The organism is Rhodoferax koreense, assembly GCF_001955695.1.
In the GTDB taxonomy this organism is placed as follows: Bacteria; Pseudomonadota; Gammaproteobacteria; order Burkholderiales; family Burkholderiaceae_C; genus Rhodoferax_B; species Rhodoferax_B koreensis.
In genome coordinates this window covers 1440502-1457305 of sequence record NZ_CP019236.1, presented here as the reverse complement: position 1 = coordinate 1457305, position 16804 = coordinate 1440502, and the positions used below count along the sequence as shown (strand labels likewise).

The 16804-nt window shown below is 64.3% G+C and carries 19 protein-coding genes and 1 tRNA gene; 7 read left to right on the top strand and 13 right to left on the bottom strand.

Annotation, left to right across the window (positions count from 1 at the left end; genetic code table 11):
- Positions 1–8 precede the first annotated feature (8 nt).
- Together RD110_RS06850 and RD110_RS06845 are read right to left on the bottom strand one after the other, a co-directional pair.
- Complete coding sequence (locus RD110_RS06850) at positions 9–635, bottom strand: glutathione binding-like protein (RefSeq protein WP_076197915.1); 627 nt, start codon at positions 633–635, stop codon at positions 9–11.
- The gene (locus RD110_RS06845) at positions 632–1243 is read right to left on the bottom strand and encodes a 2-hydroxychromene-2-carboxylate isomerase (RefSeq protein WP_076197913.1); all 612 of its coding nucleotides are present in this window, start codon (positions 1241–1243) and stop codon (positions 632–634) included. Before RD110_RS06845 ends, RD110_RS06850 begins: the two co-directional genes overlap by 4 nt.
- A gap of 159 nt (positions 1244–1402) precedes the next feature.
- Between RD110_RS06845 and RD110_RS06840 the strand changes: the two genes are divergently transcribed.
- The 4 genes from RD110_RS06840 to RD110_RS06825 are packed head-to-tail and all read left to right on the top strand — an operon-like array spanning position 1403 to position 3911.
- Positions 1403–2272 carry a prepilin peptidase gene (locus RD110_RS06840; protein ID WP_076197911.1) on the top strand — a complete coding sequence of 290 codons (870 nt, stop codon included), beginning with the start codon at positions 1403–1405 and terminating at the stop codon, positions 2270–2272.
- 13 nt (positions 2273–2285) lie between these two features.
- Positions 2286–2885 (top strand): dephospho-CoA kinase, encoded by a 600-nt coding sequence (gene coaE, locus RD110_RS06835; protein WP_076197909.1) that lies wholly within the window; start codon positions 2286–2288, stop codon positions 2883–2885.
- A 25-nt stretch (positions 2886–2910) separates the two neighbouring features.
- Entirely contained in the window at positions 2911–3666 is a 756-nt protein-coding gene (gene zapD / locus RD110_RS06830) for a cell division protein ZapD (protein ID WP_076197907.1), read from the top strand.
- 17 nt (positions 3667–3683) lie between these two features.
- Entirely contained in the window at positions 3684–3911 is a 228-nt protein-coding gene (locus tag RD110_RS06825) for a DNA gyrase inhibitor YacG (RefSeq protein WP_076197906.1), read from the top strand.
- A gap of 38 nt (positions 3912–3949) precedes the next feature.
- Here the strand turns inward: RD110_RS06825 and RD110_RS06820 are convergent, their stop codons facing one another.
- From RD110_RS06820 to secA, 4 genes are all read right to left on the bottom strand, one after another.
- On the bottom strand, positions 3950–4426 hold the full coding sequence (locus RD110_RS06820; protein ID WP_076197904.1) for an NUDIX domain-containing protein: 477 nt from the start codon (positions 4424–4426) through the stop codon (positions 3950–3952).
- Positions 4423–5301 carry an ATP-binding protein gene (locus tag RD110_RS06815; protein ID WP_076197902.1) on the bottom strand — a complete coding sequence of 293 codons (879 nt, stop codon included), beginning with the start codon at positions 5299–5301 and terminating at the stop codon, positions 4423–4425. The genes RD110_RS06820 and RD110_RS06815 overlap by 4 nt, the downstream gene beginning before the upstream one ends.
- 150 nt (positions 5302–5451) lie before the next feature.
- Positions 5452–6681 carry a bifunctional glutamate N-acetyltransferase/amino-acid acetyltransferase ArgJ gene (argJ, locus tag RD110_RS06810; RefSeq protein ID WP_076197900.1) on the bottom strand — a complete coding sequence of 410 codons (1230 nt, stop codon included), beginning with the start codon at positions 6679–6681 and terminating at the stop codon, positions 5452–5454.
- Between the two features lie 97 nt (positions 6682–6778).
- Complete coding sequence (gene secA / locus RD110_RS06805; RefSeq protein WP_076197898.1) at positions 6779–9547, bottom strand: preprotein translocase subunit SecA; 2769 nt, start codon at positions 9545–9547, stop codon at positions 6779–6781.
- Positions 9548–9767: 220 nt separating this feature from the next.
- On the opposite strand from secA, the gene RD110_RS06800 reads away from it, so the two are divergent.
- Positions 9768–10079 carry a DciA family protein gene (locus tag RD110_RS06800; RefSeq protein WP_076197896.1) on the top strand — a complete coding sequence of 104 codons (312 nt, stop codon included), beginning with the start codon at positions 9768–9770 and terminating at the stop codon, positions 10077–10079.
- A 29-nt stretch (positions 10080–10108) separates the two neighbouring features.
- On the opposite strand, the gene RD110_RS06795 is transcribed toward RD110_RS06800, so the two are convergent.
- The 6 genes from RD110_RS06795 to petA form a co-directional block, all read right to left on the bottom strand.
- Positions 10109–10184: transfer RNA gene (locus RD110_RS06795), tRNA-Thr, on the bottom strand.
- An 87-nt stretch (positions 10185–10271) separates the two neighbouring features.
- The gene (locus RD110_RS06790) at positions 10272–10808 is read right to left on the bottom strand and encodes a ClpXP protease specificity-enhancing factor (protein ID WP_204250067.1); all 537 of its coding nucleotides are present in this window, start codon (positions 10806–10808) and stop codon (positions 10272–10274) included.
- 12 nt (positions 10809–10820) lie between these two features.
- Positions 10821–11432 (bottom strand): glutathione S-transferase N-terminal domain-containing protein, encoded by a 612-nt coding sequence (locus tag RD110_RS06785; protein ID WP_056177195.1) that lies wholly within the window; start codon positions 11430–11432, stop codon positions 10821–10823.
- 102 nt (positions 11433–11534) lie between these two features.
- Complete coding sequence (locus RD110_RS06780) at positions 11535–12290, bottom strand: cytochrome c1 (protein ID WP_083686643.1); 756 nt, start codon at positions 12288–12290, stop codon at positions 11535–11537.
- A 25-nt stretch (positions 12291–12315) separates the two neighbouring features.
- A complete protein-coding gene (locus RD110_RS06775) occupies positions 12316–13728 on the bottom strand; it encodes a cytochrome b (protein WP_076197890.1) in 1413 nt (470 codons plus the stop codon).
- Between the two features lie 10 nt (positions 13729–13738).
- Positions 13739–14338: a ubiquinol-cytochrome c reductase iron-sulfur subunit gene (petA, locus tag RD110_RS06770; RefSeq protein ID WP_076197888.1), complete on the bottom strand. Its 600-nt coding sequence runs from the start codon at positions 14336–14338 to the stop codon at positions 13739–13741.
- 160 nt (positions 14339–14498) lie between these two features.
- Here petA and mscL point away from each other — a divergent pair, with 160 nt between their 5' ends.
- Entirely contained in the window at positions 14499–14927 is a 429-nt protein-coding gene (mscL, locus tag RD110_RS06765) for a large conductance mechanosensitive channel protein MscL (RefSeq protein ID WP_076197886.1), read from the top strand.
- A 35-nt stretch (positions 14928–14962) separates the two neighbouring features.
- Here the strand turns inward: mscL and RD110_RS06760 are convergent, their stop codons facing one another.
- Entirely contained in the window at positions 14963–15631 is a 669-nt protein-coding gene (locus tag RD110_RS06760; protein WP_239467191.1) for a Crp/Fnr family transcriptional regulator, read from the bottom strand.
- A 406-nt stretch (positions 15632–16037) separates the two neighbouring features.
- Here RD110_RS06760 and RD110_RS06755 point away from each other — a divergent pair, with 406 nt between their 5' ends.
- Complete coding sequence (locus RD110_RS06755; RefSeq protein ID WP_076197882.1) at positions 16038–16748, top strand: helix-turn-helix transcriptional regulator; 711 nt, start codon at positions 16038–16040, stop codon at positions 16746–16748.
- Positions 16749–16804: the final 56 nt, after the last annotated feature.

Sequence of the window (16804 nt, the reverse complement as noted above, 5' to 3'; positions counted from 1 at the left end):
GGCCCGCGCTAGGTCAGCGCGACATCGAAGCCGCGGCGCACGCCCGGCCGCTCGAACAGGCCGTGGTACCAGCGGCCGACATGCGGGTAATCGGCGAGATCGATACGGTGGCGCTCATGTCGCCAGGCCCAGCCGAGGATGGCGAAGTCGGCGATCGTCAGTTCGGGACCAGCGACGAATTCCGACTGCGCCAAGCGCCGGTCAAGCACGCCGTACAGGCGCTGCGTCTCCTGGCTGAACCGGGCCAGGCCGTAGGCGCGATCGCTCTCGTCGGCCAGCGCCACGAAATGGTGGACCTGCCCCGGCATCGGCCCGAAGCCGCCGACCTGCCACATCAGCCACTGCAGCACCTGCGTGCGCTCGCGCAGGCCCTCGGGCAGGAACAGGCCGGTTTTCTCCGCCAGGTACAGCAGGATGGCCCCCGACTCGAAGATGCCGATCGGGCTGCCGCCCGGCCCATCCGAATCGACGATGGCCGGGATCTTGTTGTTCGGCGCGATGGCCAGGAACGCCGGCGCGAACTGCTCGTTCTTCGTGATGTCGACCGGCACGACACGGTAGGCCAGGCCCATTTCCTCCAGCGCCACGCTGATCTTGCGCGCATTGGGTGTGTTCCAGGCGTAAAGCTCAATCATGCTGCCGCCTTCGTTATCGCGCGCTCCAGGAAGTCGAGGCGGTCCTGGCCCCAGTAACCCTGGCCTTCGAACACGAACCAGGGCGCACCGAACACGCCCGCGTCGAGCGCGGCGCGGGTATGGGCCTGGTACTGTGCCGCCACCTCGGGCGACTGCGAGCGCTCCACCAGCAACCGGCCGTCGAGACCGGACGCGGTGGCCAGATCGGCCAGCGTCTGCACGTCGGCGATGTTCTTTTGCTCGGCCCAGACGGCACTGAACACCGCTCCGGCGACCGTCATCGCGGCGGCGGAGCCGTGGTCCAGGTCGGCCGCGATGATCAGCTTAGAGGCAGGATCCGCCGCCACCGGGAAAAACGCGGGCTGGGTGTTCATCGGTAGGCCGAGGAAATCGCGCCAGCGCGCGAGTTCCACCAGCCGGTACGCCTGCCGTTGCGGCGCCCGCTGGCCCAGGGGCAGACCGCCGGACTGCTTGAACACCTCGCCCATGTCGCAGGGCCTGACGCGCACCTCGCAGCCCAGGCGCGCGACAAGCTCGGCGAACCGCGCATGCCCCAGGTAGGCAAACGGCGACTGCGGCGGAAAGTAGTAATCGATGGTCTTGGTCATGCGGATGTCTCTGCGTATGTTGGAAGAGGAGATGAAGCCGGCGCCATCCTACCGCCTGGATGCCGGGCCCGTGAATTTGCGGAACATGGCACTTGCGATCGTTGCCTGTGCACGTTTGTCGGCCAAAATGCCGGTTTCAAAAGAACGGATGCGCCTCCTATGCTGGTGAGTTCCCTGCAGAACCTGTCGTGGCTCGATGCCGCGCTCGGCGGCGTCCTGGGCCTGTTGCTCGGCAGCTTCCTCAACGTGGTGATCCACCGCCTGCCGCTGATGATGGAACGCCAGTGGGCGCAGGAAGCGGCCGAGATGGCGGGCACGGCCACCACAGAAAATCTTGCCGCCGAAAAGCCGCTGAACCTGATGCGGCCGGGCTCGCGCTGCCCGCACTGCGGCCACCAGATCCGCTGGTACGAGAACATCCCGGTGCTGAGCTACCTCGCCCTGCGCGGGCGTTGCTCGGCCTGCCAGGCGCCGATCAGCGCGCGCTACCCCATCGTCGAACTCGTCACCGGCGCGCTGTTCTTCTTCTGTTTCGCGCGCTGGGGCATCAACCCCACGGGCCTGGCCTGGTGCGGCTTTGCCGCGGCGCTCCTGACGTTGGCGCTGATCGACTGGGACACCACCCTGCTGCCCGACGACATCACGCTGCCGCTGCTGTGGGCCGGCCTGATCGCGGCCGCGCTGCAATGGACTTCGACGCCGCTTGCGGCCTCGCTGTGGGGCGCGGTGGCGGGCTACATGTCGCTGTGGACCATCTACTGGGCCTTCAAGCTGCTGACCGGCAAGGAAGGCATGGGTTTCGGCGACTTCAAGCTGTTCGCCGGCCTGGGCGCCTGGTTCGGCTGGCAGGCGCTGGTGCCGATCATCCTCATGGCCTCGGTGATCGGCGCCATCGTCGGCATCGCGCTGAAGATCAACAGCAAACTTCGCGAAGGCGGTTATGTGCCGTTCGGCCCGTTTCTAGCCGGTGCGGGCCTGACGGCGATGTTCTTCGGGCCCGAGGCGATCCTGCGTTTCGTCGGCCTTTAGAAAGATCGCAACGATGATCCGGCTCGGCCTCACCGGCGGCATCGGCAGCGGCAAGAGCACGGTGGCCCACATGCTCGAAGCACGCGGCGCCCGCATCGTCGATGCCGATGCCATCGCCCGCGCCTGCACGGCCGCCGGCGGCGCGGCGATGCCGGCGATCCTGGCGACGTTCGGCCCGGACTTCATCACGCCAGCAGGTGCGCTCGACCGCGAGCAGATGCGCACGCTGGCCTTTGGCGACCCCGAGGCCAAGCAGCGCCTGGAGGCCATCGTGCATCCGCTGGTCGGCGCGGAGATCGCCGCACAGGCCAGCGCCGCCGACCTGGCCGGCGTGCGCTGCTGCGTGTTCGACATCCCCCTGCTCGTCGAATCGAAACGCTGGCCGTCGCAGCTGGACCGGGTGCTGGTCGTCGATTGCCGCGAGGAAACCCAGGTCAGCCGTGTGGTTGCACGCAGCGGGATGGCCGCCGGGATGGCGCAGAAAATCGTTGCCGCCCAGGCCAGCCGCGCCCGGCGCCGCGCTGCCGCCGACATCGTCGTGTTCAATGACGGCTGTTCACTGGACCAACTGCGGGCCGAGGTGGAACAGATCGGTGCACACTTCGGGCTATGATGCCCGCCACTGGAAAAAATGCCGCGTGATCCTCTACGAATACCCCTTTAACGAACGCATCCGAACCTATCTGCGGCTGGAGCATTTGTTCCGGCGGCTCGGTGAACTGGTGCCGCGGGAGCATCCGCTCGACCACCACTACGCGCTGGCCACGATCTTCGAGGTCATGGATGTGGCCGCGCGGGCCGACCTGAAGTCGGAAGTGCTGAAAGACCTGGAGAAGCAGAAGGCGGTGCTCAACGGCTACCGCGGCAACCCCTCGATCGCCGAGGACCGGCTCGACGAGGTCATCCACCAGCTCGACCGCTGTTTTACCGCGTTGCACCAGCAAGCGGGCAAGGCGGGCCACGACCTCACCGAAAACGACTGGCTGATGGGCCTGCGCAGCCGCATCGGCATCCCAGGCGGCACCTGCGAATTCGACCTGCCGGCCTACTACGCCTGGCAGCACAAGCCCGCGGCGGAACGCCGCCATGCGGTGGAGACCTGGGCCACGTCGCTGGCGCCGCTGGCCGAATCCATCCATCACCTGCTGAAGATGCTGCGCGATTCCGGCGCCCCGCAGAAGGTCATGGCGCTGGCGGGGCAGTTCCAGCAGAACCTGCCGCAAGGCCGCACCTACCAGTTGCTGCGCCTGCGCATCGACGACACGCTTGGCCTGATCCCGGAGATCAGCGGCAATCGTCTGATGGTTTCGGTGCGGCTGATGCGCCATGAAGCCGACGACCGCCTGCATCCCGCCACCGAGGATGCGGCTTTCGAACTCGCGCTTTGCGCGTAGCCGTTAAAGGTATCGAGATGGAAGACGATCAGAAGCCAGCCCAGGCGCCCGTGGTGGCGCAGCGCTGGGTGCCCTGCCCCACCTGCAAGGGCGACAGCCTGTACGCGGCCAGCAACCGTTTCCGGCCGTTCTGCAGCGAACGCTGCAAGAACATCGACCTTGGGGCCTGGGCCAGCGAAAGTTTCGCCGTGCCCGCGGAGGCGCCCCCCGAAGACCAGGTCTACGGCGACGCCAAGCTGCAGTAGCAAGCGAATCGGGCCCTAACGCAGATTAGGCCTGCGACTTAAGCTACCGAAAACGTAGCACCCTCGAAACCGCGTTCTGCCGCCAGCCAACCCAGCACCGGCACCGTGCCGGGCAACACCGGGCCTACATCCAGCGGCAGGCCCTGCCAGGCGAAACTTTGCGCTTCGCGCATCTGCAGCTCGCCGGTCCAGTCGAAAACCTTGCAGAAGTTGAGCCGCACCAGCGCGTGCGGGTAATCGACGAGTTCGACTTTCCACGGCTCGGCCGCGCCGATGGCGATACCGAGTTCCTCGTGCAATTCGCGGCGCAGCGCCTGTTCCACCGTTTCCCCGGCTTCGAGCTTGCCGCCCGGAAATTCCCAATAACCCGCGTAGACCTTGCCCTCGGGCCGCGAAGTGACCAGGAAGCGGCCGTCGGGCCGGATCAACACGCCCACGGCGACGTCGACCACGGCGCGGTCGGCACCGCCTTCGCGTGGTCGGTCACCGTCAGCCACCAATGGCGTCGAGGTCATGCTGCCGTCGTATGTTGACCCGCGTAGTCCCGTGCGAACTGGTAGGCGACACGGCCGCTGCGCGACCCACGTTCGAGCGCCCAGACCAGCGAGAGCTGGCGCGCCGCCGCGATGGCCTCATCCGTCACACCGAAGGAGCGCAGCCACTGCGCCACGATGGCCAGGTATTCGTCCTGCGAGAACGGGTAGAAGCTCACCCACAGGCCGAAACGCTCCGACAGCGAGATCTTCTCTTCCACCACCTCGCCGGGATGGACCTCGCCATCCTCGGTATGGGTGTAGGTGAGGTTCTCCTTCATGTATTCGGGCAGCAGGTGGCGCCGGTTGCTGGTCGCGTAGATCAGCACGTTGGGCGACGCGGCCGACACCGAGCCGTCGAGGATGGACTTCAGCGCCTTGTAGCCCGGCTCGCCGTCCTCGAAGCTCAGGTCGTCGCAGAAGATCATGAACTTCTCGGGACGGGCGGCCACCACGTCGATGATGTCGGGCAGGTCCACCAGATCGGCCTTGTCGACCTCGATCAGGCGCAGGCCCCGGGCCGCATAGGCGTTCAGGCAGGCCTTGATCAGCGAAGACTTGCCGGTCCCGCGCGCACCGGTGAGCAGCACGTTGTTGGCCGGCTTGCCCTCGACGAACTGCAAGGTGTTGCGCTGGATCTTTTCCTTCTGGCCGTCGATCTCCTGCAGGTCGGCGAGCGCGATCGCACCCACGTGCCGCACCGGCTCCAGGCTGCCGTGGCCCGAGCTGCGCTTGCGGTAGCGGTAGGCGATGGAAGCGTTCCAGTCGGGCGCGCTCAGCGGCTGCGGCAGGATGCTTTCGATGCGCTGCAGCAGCTGTTCGGCACGGTTGATGAGTTTTTCAAATTTCTCGTTCATGGCTTTGTCTCGATTTCATACACACCGGTTCGCTTGACGAAGACGCTGTCCTATTCCAGGAACACCACGGAACCGGCTTTGCCGGGCCGTCGGTGTTGCCCCCTGCAAGGGGGTGGGCGCGACACGAAGTGCGCAACCTGGGGGTGAGCCTTAAGACCTGTAATCCGCGTTGATGGTCACGTAGTCGTGGCTCAGGTCGCAGGTCCAGACCGTGTCGGCCACGGCGCCGCGGCCCAGCACGACACGCACCGTGATCTCGCTTTGCTTCATCACGCGCTGGCCATCTTCCTCGCGGTAGGCCGGGTTGCGCCCGCCCTTCACGGCCACGTGCACGTCGTCGAGGTAGAGGTCGATCAGGGTCTGGTCGAGATCGTCGATGCCGGCATAACCCACCGCCGCCAGGATGCGGCCGAGGTTCGGGTCGCTGGCGAAGAACGCGGTCTTGACCAGCGGCGAGTGCGCGATGGCATAGGCCACCTTGCGGCATTCCTCGCCGGTCTGGCCGCCTTCGACGCGGATCGTGATGAACTTGGTCGCGCCCTCGCCGTCGCGCACGATGGCCTGGGCGAGCTTCTGCGCCACCGACAGCATCGCGGCCTTCAGCGCACGCCCGTCTTCGCTGTCGAACGAGGTGATGGGCGCATGCGCCGCCTTGTTGCTGGCGATGACCACGAAGGAATCGTTGGTCGAGGTGTCGCCGTCGATCGTGACGCGGTTGAACGAGGCGTCGGCCAAGTCCTTGGCGAGTTGCGCCATCAACGCCTGGTCGATATTGGCATCGGTGGCCATGAAGCCGAGCATGGTCGCCATGTTCGGCCGGATCATGCCCGCGCCCTTGCTGATGCCGGTGATGCTGACCGTGGCACCGCCGAGCTGTACCTGTGCACTGAACGCCTTGGGCACGGTGTCGGTGGTCATGATGGCCTCGGCCGCACGCGCCCAATGGTTTTCCTGTGCATCGGCCAGCGCGGCGGTCAGGCCGGCCTCGATGCGGTCGGTCGGCAGCGGCTCCATGATCACACCGGTGGAGAACGGCAGGATCTGCTCGGGCGCGATGTTCAGATGGCGTGCGAGTGCGATGCAGGTCGAACGCGCACGCATCAGACCGTCGTCGCCCGTGCCCGCATTGGCATTGCCGGTGTTGATCAACATGGCGCGGATGCCCAGGCCCAAGCCCAGGTGGTCGCGGCAGATCTGCACCGGCGCGGCGCAGAAGCGGTTTTGCGTGAACACACCCGAGACCGACGCGCCTTCGTCGAGCAGCACCACCGTCAAATCCTTCCGGTTGGCCTTGCGCACGCCGGCCTCGGCAATGCCCAGCCGCACGCCGGCGACGGGAAACAGGTCAGCGGGATTCGGCGCGGAGAGATGAACGGGCATGGCGGGCTTTCAATCAAAAATTTCGTTGGATTATGCGAAAAACAGATGTCAAAAAAACGGGCCTCGGCCCGTTTTTCATTCCTTCAACCGCCTGCGCTCAGGCCAGCTTGCCGTGGCAGGCTTTGTACTTCTTGCCGCTGCCGCAAGGGCAAGGATCGTTGCGCCCCACACGCGGCATGGCGTCGGCCGCGGCAAGCTGCACGCGCGGGCCCGCGCTGCCGCTGTCCACGCGGGTCTCGACCTCGCCGCTCTCGGTGGGTGCGGTGTAGGTCACGTTGGAAATGCTCTCGGCGCGGTTTTCCATGTCTTCGGCCGCCTGGCCCAGCTGTTCGCTGGACTGCACCTTCACCGTCATCAGCACCTTGGTCACGTCGTTCTTCACGGCGTCGAGCAGTTGGCCGAACAGTTCGAAGGCTTCGCGCTTGTATTCCTGCTTCGGCTGCTTCTGCGCATAACCGCGCAGGTGGATGCCCTGGCGCAGGTAGTCGAGCGCGCTCAAGTGTTCGCGCCAATGGGTGTCGATGCTCTGCAGCAGCACCATGCGTTCGAACTGCGTGAAGTTGGCACCGCCCACAAGTTCGACCTTGGCATCGAAAGCGGCATCGGCGGCCTTCACCACCTTTTCAACCAGGTCTTCGTCGGTGATGGCGGTGGCGGATTCGACTTCCTTCGTCAGCGGCAGTTCGAGTTGCCATTCCTCGGCCAGCACCTTCTCCAAGCCGGCCGTGTCCCATTGCTCTTCCACCGAATCGGCCGGCACGTATTGGCGCACCAGGTCCGTCATGCAGCCTTCGCGCAGGCCGGCAATCTGGGCGCTGAGGTCGGCCGCGTCGAGAATCTCGTTGCGCTGCTGGTAGATCACCTTGCGCTGGTCGTTGGAGACGTCGTCGTACTCGAGCAGTTGCTTGCGGACGTCGAAGTTGCGAGCTTCCACCTTGCGTTGCGCGCTTTCGATGCTGCGCGTCACGATGCCGGCTTCGATGGCTTCGCCGTCGGGCATCTTCAGCCGGTCCATGATGGCCTTGACGCGGTCGCCCGCGAAGATGCGCATCAGCGGATCGTCCAGGCTCAGGTAGAAGCGCGAGGAACCCGGGTCGCCCTGGCGGCCCGACCGGCCGCGCAGCTGGTTGTCGATGCGGCGCGACTCGTGGCGTTCGGTGGCGATGATGCGCAGGCCGCCGAGCCCGGTCACGGTTTCGTGGTCGACCTTCCACTGGGCGCGCACGCGTTCGATTTCCGCCGCCTTGGCGGCTTCGTCGAGCGACGTGTTGGCCTCGACGGCCTTGATCGCCATCTCGAGGTTGCCGCCGAGCACGATGTCGGTGCCGCGGCCAGCCATGTTGGTCGCGATGGTGATCATCTTCGGCCGGCCCGCCTGGGCCACGATGTCGGCTTCGCGCGCATGTTGCTTGGCGTTGAGCACCTGGTGCGGCAGGTTTTCCTTGATCAGCAGGGCATCGATGATTTCGGAGTTCTCGATCGAGGTCGTGCCCACCAGCACCGGCTGGCCGCGCTCGTAGCACTCGCGGATGTCCTTGATCGCGGCTTCGTATTTCTCGCGCGTGGTCTTGTAGACGCGGTCGAGCTGGTCGTCGCGTTTGCTCACGCGGTTCGGCGGGATCACCACCGTTTCCAGGCCGTAGATTTCCTGGAATTCGTAGGCTTCGGTGTCGGCCGTGCCGGTCATGCCCGAAAGCTTGCCGTACAGGCGGAAGTAATTCTGGAAGGTGATCGAGGCCAGGGTCTGGTTCTCGGCCTGGATGGCCACGCCTTCCTTGGCTTCCACCGCCTGGTGCAGGCCCTCGCTCCAGCGGCGCCCTGCCATCAGGCGGCCGGTGAATTCGTCGACGATGACGATCTCGCCGTCCTGCACCACATAATGCTGGTCGCGGTGGTAGAGATGGTTGGCGCGCAGCGCGGCATAGAGATGGTGGACCAGCGTGATGTTGGCCGGGTCGTACAGCGAGGTGCCTTGCGGGATCAGACCGCGCTCGCCGAGGATGCGCTCGGCGTTTTCATGGCCCTCTTCGGTGAGGAACACCTGGTGCGACTTCTCGTCGATGGTGAAGTCGCCCGGCGTGATGATGCCTTCGCCGGTGCGCGGATCGGCCTCGCCTTCCTGCCGCTTGAGCTGGGGCACGACCTGGTTGATGGCGATGTACATCGCCGTGTGGTCCTCGGCCTGGCCACTGATGATCAGCGGTGTGCGCGCTTCGTCGATCAGGATCGAGTCCACCTCGTCGACGATGGCGTAGTTCAGCCCGCGCTGCACGCGGTCCTGCACCTCGTAGACCATGTTGTCGCGCAGGTAGTCGAAGCCGAATTCGTTGTTCGTGCCGTAGGTGATGTCGGCCTGGTAGGCGGCCTGCTTCTCTTCGCGCGGCATCTGCGGCAGGTTGATGCCGACCGTCAGTCCGAGGAAGTTGTAGAGCCGGCCCATCCACTGCGCGTCGCGGTTGGCAAGGTAGTCGTTCACCGTGACCACGTGCACGCCCTTGCCTGACAGGGCGTTCAGGTACACCGGCAGCGTGGCGGTGAGCGTCTTGCCCTCACCCGTGCGCATTTCGGAGATCTTGCCGTTGTGCAGCGACATGCCGCCCAGGATCTGCACGTCGAAATGGCGCATCTTCATGATGCGCTTGGAGCCTTCGCGCACCGTGGCGAAGGCTTCGGGCAGGATCGCATCGAGGGTTTCACCGGCGGCGATGCGGGCTTTGAAAGCCTCGGTCTTGCCGCGCAGCTCGTCGTCGCTCAGCTTCTCGAACTGGGATTCCAACGCATTGATTTGCTCGAGGCTTTTGCGGTACTGTTTCAACAGTCGCTGATTACGGCTGCCGAAAATTTTGGTGAGGAAGTTGGTGCTCATGAATGCGAGGCTTCGCTGGCCAGGAGGCGCAGCGGCGGCCGAAATCCCTAAAACATTTGAAGGCAGTTAAGGCTTTGGAGGCATAAATCAAGCCGTTGGTTGCGCCTGCACCTCCATAACCTGATGATTTTACTTCCTGTCGCCCGAGCGGCCGGTAGGGTCGGATAATCAACGGCTTGGCCACCATTCACCGCCGATCCGACCAAAGACCGAACCACCCATGCGCAAATCTCACCACGCCTTCACCGTGCAGCAGGCCGCGGCCGATTCGCCGGCCTTGTCGCATTTGGTGGCGCTCACGCGCGACTCGAGCGCCCGGCTCAAGGCCATCGAAGGCTTGCTGCCGGCGGCACTGCGCAAGGCAATCCGGCCCGGCCCGATCGATGGGGATGCATGGTGCCTGCTGGTCGACAGCAATGCGGCAGCCGCCAAGCTCAGGCAGCTGGCACCTGCGTTGTTGGCGCACCTGCGCACGAAAGGCTGGGCGGTGACGAGCCTGCGGCTCAAGGTGCAGATCAGACCGGACGCCTGAGGCACGCGGAAACAGACACGGGAAAGAAATGGTGCCGATTGTCGGAATCGAACTGACGACCTACCGCTTACAAGGCGGTTGCTCTACCAACTGAGCTAAATCGGCTTTGAGGATGTGAACGACCCCGCTCCACATCCTGGAAAACTGGATTTTACAGAATTGCCGGCTGCATTCGGCCGGCTGGGCCGGGAATTATTTGATGCGTTTGAGCGCGGGTCGCGGGCCGGAGGTTTTGGGACGCGGCGGCTCCGGAGGCTCGCCACCCCCAACCGGTTCATCGGCCTGGCCGAGCGGCACGACCTTCGGACCGGTCTTCGCCTCCTTGACATCCTTGTCCGCCGCCGGTGACGCCGAACCGGGCACGCTGGTCAAAGCCGCCTTGGTCGGCTCTTCGCTGGACGTCGCAGCCACTGGCGAGGGAAAGGCCATGCCCTGCCCGTTCTCGCGCGCATAGATGGCGATGACGCGGCTCACCGGTACCTGGATTTCGCGTGCCGTGCCGGCAAAACGCGCCTTGAACTCGATGAACTCGTTGCCGAGGTTCAACGAGCTGGTCGCGTCGAAGCTGATGTTGAGCACGATCTCGCCGTCCTTCACGTATTCGCGCGGTACCTGCACGGTGTCATCCACCAGCACGGCCACGTAGGGCGTGAAGCCGTTGTCGGTGCACCATTCGTACAGCGCACGGATCAGGTAGGGGCGCGTCGAGGTCGAGTCCAGGGCATTCATCATCTGGCCATCTTACTTGCGCATCACCTTTTCGGACGGCGTCAGTGCCTCGATGTAGGCCGGGCGCGAGAAGATGCGTTCGGCGTACTTGAGCAGCGGCGCGGCGTTCTTGCTGAGGTCGATGCCGTAGAAGTCCAGGCGCCACAGCAGCGGCGCGATGGCCACGTCCAGCATCGAGAAGTTCTCGCCGAGCATGTATTTGTTCTTGAGGAACACCGGCGCGAGTTGCGTCAGCCGGTCGCGGATGTGCGCACGGGCCTTTTCGAGCGCTTTTTCGTTGCCCTTGGAGGCGCGCGATTCGAGCAGGCCCACATGCACGAACAGTTCCTTCTCAAAGTTCAGCAGGAACAGGCGCACGCGTGCACGGTCCACCGGGTCGCCGGGCATGAGTTGCGGGTGCGGGAAACGCTCGTCGATGTATTCGTTGATGATGTTCGACTCGTACAGGATCAGGTCGCGTTCCACCAGGATCGGGACCTGGCCGTACGGGTTCATCACGCTGATGTCTTCGGGCTTGTTGTACAGATCCACATCGCGGATTTCGAAATCCATGCCTTTTTCGAACAACACGAAACGGCAGCGGTGAGAAAACGGGCAGGTGGTTCCTGAATAAAGCACCATCATGGCGGTGAGCTCCTAAAAATCAAAAAGAGTGGGATGCCCAACGCATGCCCACTCTGAAAAAACCCGTGCCGCTGAAGACAGCGGCGACCGGGTTGCGTTCAATTACTTGACGTCTTTCCAGAACGCGGCATTGAGTCGCCACGTGATGACGGTGAACACACCGAGAAACAGCAGCACCCAGACACCGACGCGGATGCGGGTGTTCTGCGCGGGTTCGCCCATCCACTGCAGGTAGGCGACGAGGTCACCGACCGCTGTTTCGTACTGCAGCGGGGTCATCGTGCCGGGCGTCACCTGCTCCCAACCCTTGAAGACGTGAGCCTCGTGGCCATGTTCTTCGACCACGTCATAGAGGGGCTTGCGCTCGCCCTGCAGTTCCCACAGCGCATGCGGCATGGCCACCGACGGGAACGCCAGGTTGTTCCAGCCCGTCGCCTTGGTGCTGTCGCGGTAGTAGGTGCGCAGGTAGGTGTAGAGGTAATCGGCACCCGTGCCGCCGTGGCCGGCGCGCGAACGGGCGATCACGGTCAGATCGGGCGGGTTGGCACCGAACCAATCCTTGGCCTGGCGTGGATCGATCGCGGACTTCATGGTTTCACCGACCTTGTCGGTGGTGAACAGCAGGTTGTCCTTGATTTCCTGATCGGTCAGGCCGATGTCCTTCAGGCGGTTGAAGCGCATGAAGGCCGCGGAATGGCAGTTGAGGCAGTAATTGACGAACAGCTTGGCGCCATTTTGCAGCGCGGCCATGTCGTTGGTCTTGCTCGGCGCCTTGTCCCAGGCGATGCCCTCGCCTTCGGCATGCACACCGGCGGCCAACCCCAAGGCGACCACCAAACCCAAAGCCAGTTGTTTAATTTTTTTCATCGTCAGGTGCTCCGCCTCAGTGCGCCGCAAAAATCACACGGTCGGGAACCGGCTTGGTTTCGCCGATGCGACTCCACCAAGGCATCAGCAGGAAGAAGCCGAAGTAGAACAGCGTGCCGATCTGCGAGATGCGCTCACCCAATGGCGAAGGCGGCTGAACCCCGAGGTAGCCAAGCACAAAGAAGAAGACCACGAACACACCATAGAGGTACTTGTGCCAGCTTGGACGGTAGCGGATCGACTTGACCGGACTGTTGTCCAGCCATGGCAGGAAGAACAGGATGACGACCGCGCCGCCCATCACCAGCACGCCCCAGAACTTGGCATCGAACGACAGCATGGCCACCACCACGACGGCTGCGGCCACCACGATCGCACCCTTGACCAGTCCGATCAGGCGCGTCTTGAGCACGGCGAACGCCGCCGCACCCACGACGCAGGCGATCAACGCATACATCATCTCGCTGGTGATGGCGCGCAGCATCGAATAGAACGGCGTGAAGTACCACACCGGTGCGATGTGCGCCGGCGTCTTCAGCGGATCGGCCGGTATGAAGTTGTTGTATTCGAGGAAGTAGCCGCCGAATTCGGGGGCGAAGAAAATGATGGCACTGAAGACCATCAGGAACACGCAGACGCCGAAGATGTCGTGCACCGTGTAGTACGGATGGAACGGCACGCCGTCCAGCGGATGGCCCTGGGCATCGCGCGGAGCCTTGGGGCCCTTGATTTCCACGCCGTCGGGATTGTTGGAACCCACATCGTGCAGCGCGAGCAAGTGGGCGGCCACCAGGCCCAGCAGCACCAGCGGCACGGCGATCACGTGGAAGCTGAAGAAGCGGTTCAGCGTCGCGTCACCCACCACGTAGTCGCCGCGGATCAGCAGCGCCAGATCGGGCCCGACGAACGGGATGGCGGCGAACAGGTTCACGATCACCTGGGCGCCCCAATAGCTCATCTGGCCCCAGGGCAGCAGGTAACCCATGAAGGCTTCGGCCATCAGGCACAGGAAGATGGCGCAGCCGAAGATCCAGACGAGTTCACGTGGCTTGCGGTAGCTGCCGTACAGCAGCCCGCGGAACATGTGCAGGTACACCACGACGAAGAATGCCGAGGCGCCGGTGGAGTGCATGTAGCGGATCAGCCAGCCCCACGGCACGTCGCGCATGATGTATTCCACCGATTCGAAGGCCTTGGCGGCATCCGGCTTGTAGTGCATCACTAGGAAGATGCCGGTGACGATCTGGATCACGAGCACCAGCAGGGCCAGCGAGCCGAAGATGTACCAGAAGTTGAAATTCTTCGGCGCATAGTATTCCGACATGTGCACGCGGTAGGCATCGAAAGCCGTCGGAAAACGGTTTTCGAACCAGTTGGTGAGCTTGGCGGTGGCGCTGGCGTTGGGGGAGATTTCCTTGAATTCAGCCATGGTATGTGCCTCAAGCCTTCTTGTCTTCGCCGATCAGCAGGCGGCTGTCGGACATGTACATGTGCGGCGGCACCTCCAGATTGTCTGGCGCGGGCTTGTTCTTGAACACACGGCCGGCCATGTCGAAGGTCGAGCCATGGCAGGGGCAGAGGAAACCGCCTTCCCAGGAGTCGGGCAAGGACGGCTGGGCACCGGTCTGGAACCGGTCGGAAGGCGAGCAGCCCAGGTGCGGGCAGATACCGACGGCAACGAAGATTTCCGGCTTGATGGACCGGCCTTCGTTGCGCGCGTATTCCGGCGTGAGTTCGCTTGGCTTGCGTTCGGACTTGGGGTCGGCGAGCAGCGGATCGTTCTTCGGCAGGTTCGCGACCTGCTCGGGCGTGCGCCGCACGATCCACACCGGCTTGCCCCGCCATTCGACGGTGATCTTTTCCCCGGGCTTGATGGCCGAGATGTCCACTTCGACGGCGGCGCCGGCCGCTCTGGCCTTTTCCGACGGGCTGAAGGTGCTGACGAAAGGGATGGCAACAGCCACGCCGCCTACGGCACCGGCACATCCGGACGCGATCATCCACGTCCTTTTGCTGGTGTCGACTTGGGTCTCACTCATGGGGAATCCTCAATCTGATCATCGCTGTTGGGGTCAACCTGGGATTGTAGCTGAGCGCTTACACCAAACTCAACGCGAACGCCCGGGCGGCATGTGCTTCCACCCCGATTATGTGGACAATAGACAACCGCTCGAGACAAACCACGTCAAGGAAAAAATTATGGGAATGATGAAGGAATTCAAGGAATTTGCCGTCAAGGGCAACGTGATTGACCTGGCCGTCGGTGTCATCATCGGCGGCGCATTCGGCAAGATCGTGGACTCCGTCGTCGGCGACCTCATCATGCCGATCGTGGGGCTGGTCTTCGGCAAGATCGACTTCTCGAGCTGGTTCATCGTGCTCGGCACACCACCGGCGGGCACGGCCATGAACCTGGCCGACCTGAAAAAGGCCGGCGTTCCGGTGCTGGCCTATGGCAACTTCATCACCGTGGCCGTCAATTTCATCATCCTGGCTTTCATCATCTTCATGATGGTCAAGCAGATCAACCGCCTCAAGCGCACCGAGGAAGCCGCGCCCGCCGCCCCGGCGCCTACGCCGGAAGACATCGTCCTGCTGCGCGAAATCCGCGATAGCCTGAAAAAATAAGCCCCCTCGGCCGCCGTCGACGCGGCCGGCACGCTTCAGATGAGAGGCACCGGGCGCAGGGCGCCGTCGTCGTGGTCGGCGATGCGGCTCAGCGCCTTGCGGTCGAGCAGCTCGAGTCGCCCACCCTCGATGCGGTACAGGCCGAGGCCGAGCAGGCGGCGCATGGTCTTGTTGGTATGGACCAGCGACAGGCCAAGCGCGTCGGCCACATGCTGCTGGTTCAGCGGGAACTCGATCGCGCCATCCACCACCAGTCCCACCCGTTCGGCGCGCTGGAACAACTGCAACAGCAACGTGGCCACGCGTTCGGTGGCATTGCGACGCCCCGCGGTCAGCAGGTTCTCGTCGAGCACGTTCTTCTGGCTCGCGGCCAGCCAGGTGACATCGAAGCCCAGGGCCGGCAAGGCCTTGAACAGGTCCATCAGGCCGTTCTGCTGGAAGGCGCACAACGAAACCGAAGTCAGCGCCTCCACCCCGTAGGCCGCGCCATCGTTGAAATGCTGCTGCAGGCCGATGAAATCGCCCGGCAGCAGGAAGTTGAGGATCTGCCGCCGCCCATCGCTGAGCGTCTTGTAGCGGAACGCCCAGCCGGCATACAGCGTGTAGAGCTTGCCCTCGGATGAGGTTTCGCGGATCAGCACCGTGCCCGGAGGCGCGACCCGGTTGGCATGGCGGAAATCCTGGACGAAAGCCAGCTCGGTCACCGTGATCGGCGTGAACCTGCCACTCTTACGCAGCGCGCAGTCGGCGCAGGGGGGGAAACGCGGTACGTCTTCCGCGGTTGCAAGATTAGGGCGCTCGGAGAGCGCCGGAAGGCTTTTTTTTTCGGACTTGGTGGGCATGGTGCAGCGGAATTTTCGCCGCCATTCTGGCGCATCGCCGCGCCGTTGGACGCCATGGATGGAAAAACCGGCATCTCGGCCGCACGCGGGTTTGCTCCTGCGGGCACCTCCCCGGGCAGTGCACACATCACAAAATGCGTGGCACCCGAACACCAAATCAAAACCCTGTGCCGCCTAAGCTTGTTTTACCGCGCGGAGGAAGCGGGCCGCCACTTTCGACGGCCTGTTGCCTGCACCCGCAGGCGCGCGGATCACAAGGAGTAAAGCCATGCTGAACGTCTGCCTTGAGGAAGGCCTCGCCAGTTTCAACGCCTTCGATCCCATCACCGTCGCCCCGCCCCTGCCGTTTTCCCATTCCGCGCCCGCCCACAAGCCCGAGATCGCCGCCGAGGCCCTGCTGACCGCCGCACTCGAGCAGGTGGCCTATGGCCTCGCCCTGGTGCACATCGACACGCGGCAGCTCCGCTTCGCCAACGGCCTGGCCCATGAAGCCATGTCGGCCCCGGGCAACGTGCAGACCGGCCTGTGCGGCGCGCACGGCCGCCTGGCCACCGTGCAGCGCGGCAACGCGGGTCAGCTCGATCGCGCCCTGCAGCGCGCCAAGACCGGCATGCGCGGCCTGCTCGCGCTCGGTGTGGACAGCGTGGCGCCGTCGGTGGCCGTGGTCCCGCTGTCCACGGCGGCCGGCAACGGCCACGCCTTGCTGGTGTTCTCCAAACGCCAGCTCTGCGACAGTTCGACGGTGGCGCTGTTCGCGCGCGAACGCGGCCTGACGGGCGCCGAGGGCAACGTGCTCGCGGCCGTCTGCACCGGTCTGCGCCCGCGCGAGATCGCCACGCTGCACCACGTGCAGATCTCCACCGTGCGCAGCCAGCTGCGCAGCATCCGGCTCAAGACGCGCTGCGAGACCATCCGCCAGCTGGTGGAAACCATCTCGGTACTGCCACCCACGGCGCGCCACCTGAGCCACTGCGGCTGAGAAGGCTTGTCGCCTGCGGGACGGCGGCCCGGTCTCACCTAGGACAAGCCCGGTAA

What these genes read in the sequence shown, in the direction of transcription:
- RD110_RS06850 (WP_076197915.1), bottom strand. Translation starts at nt 635, where the DNA reads ATGATTGAGCTTTACGCCTGGAACACACCCAATGCGCGCAAGATCAGC.
- RD110_RS06845 (WP_076197913.1), bottom strand. Translation starts at nt 1,243, where the DNA reads ATGACCAAGACCATCGATTACTACTTTCCGCCGCAGTCGCCGTTTGCC.
- RD110_RS06840 (WP_076197911.1), top strand. Translation starts at nt 1,403, where the DNA reads ATGCTGGTGAGTTCCCTGCAGAACCTGTCGTGGCTCGATGCCGCGCTC.
- coaE (WP_076197909.1), top strand. Translation starts at nt 2,286, where the DNA reads ATGATCCGGCTCGGCCTCACCGGCGGCATCGGCAGCGGCAAGAGCACG.
- RD110_RS06825 (WP_076197906.1), top strand. Translation starts at nt 3,684, where the DNA reads ATGGAAGACGATCAGAAGCCAGCCCAGGCGCCCGTGGTGGCGCAGCGC.
- RD110_RS06820 (WP_076197904.1), bottom strand. Translation starts at nt 4,426, where the DNA reads ATGACCTCGACGCCATTGGTGGCTGACGGTGACCGACCACGCGAAGGC.
- RD110_RS06815 (WP_076197902.1), bottom strand. Translation starts at nt 5,301, where the DNA reads ATGAACGAGAAATTTGAAAAACTCATCAACCGTGCCGAACAGCTGCTG.
- argJ (WP_076197900.1), bottom strand. Translation starts at nt 6,681, where the DNA reads ATGCCCGTTCATCTCTCCGCGCCGAATCCCGCTGACCTGTTTCCCGTC.
- secA (WP_076197898.1), bottom strand. Translation starts at nt 9,547, where the DNA reads ATGAGCACCAACTTCCTCACCAAAATTTTCGGCAGCCGTAATCAGCGA.
- RD110_RS06800 (WP_076197896.1), top strand. Translation starts at nt 9,768, where the DNA reads ATGCGCAAATCTCACCACGCCTTCACCGTGCAGCAGGCCGCGGCCGAT.
- RD110_RS06790 (WP_204250067.1), bottom strand. Translation starts at nt 10,808, where the DNA reads ATGAATGCCCTGGACTCGACCTCGACGCGCCCCTACCTGATCCGTGCG.
- RD110_RS06785 (WP_056177195.1), bottom strand. Translation starts at nt 11,432, where the DNA reads ATGATGGTGCTTTATTCAGGAACCACCTGCCCGTTTTCTCACCGCTGC.
- RD110_RS06775 (WP_076197890.1), bottom strand. Translation starts at nt 13,728, where the DNA reads ATGGCTGAATTCAAGGAAATCTCCCCCAACGCCAGCGCCACCGCCAAG.
- petA (WP_076197888.1), bottom strand. Translation starts at nt 14,338, where the DNA reads ATGAGTGAGACCCAAGTCGACACCAGCAAAAGGACGTGGATGATCGCG.
- mscL (WP_076197886.1), top strand. Translation starts at nt 14,499, where the DNA reads ATGGGAATGATGAAGGAATTCAAGGAATTTGCCGTCAAGGGCAACGTG.
- RD110_RS06755 (WP_076197882.1), top strand. Translation starts at nt 16,038, where the DNA reads ATGCTGAACGTCTGCCTTGAGGAAGGCCTCGCCAGTTTCAACGCCTTC.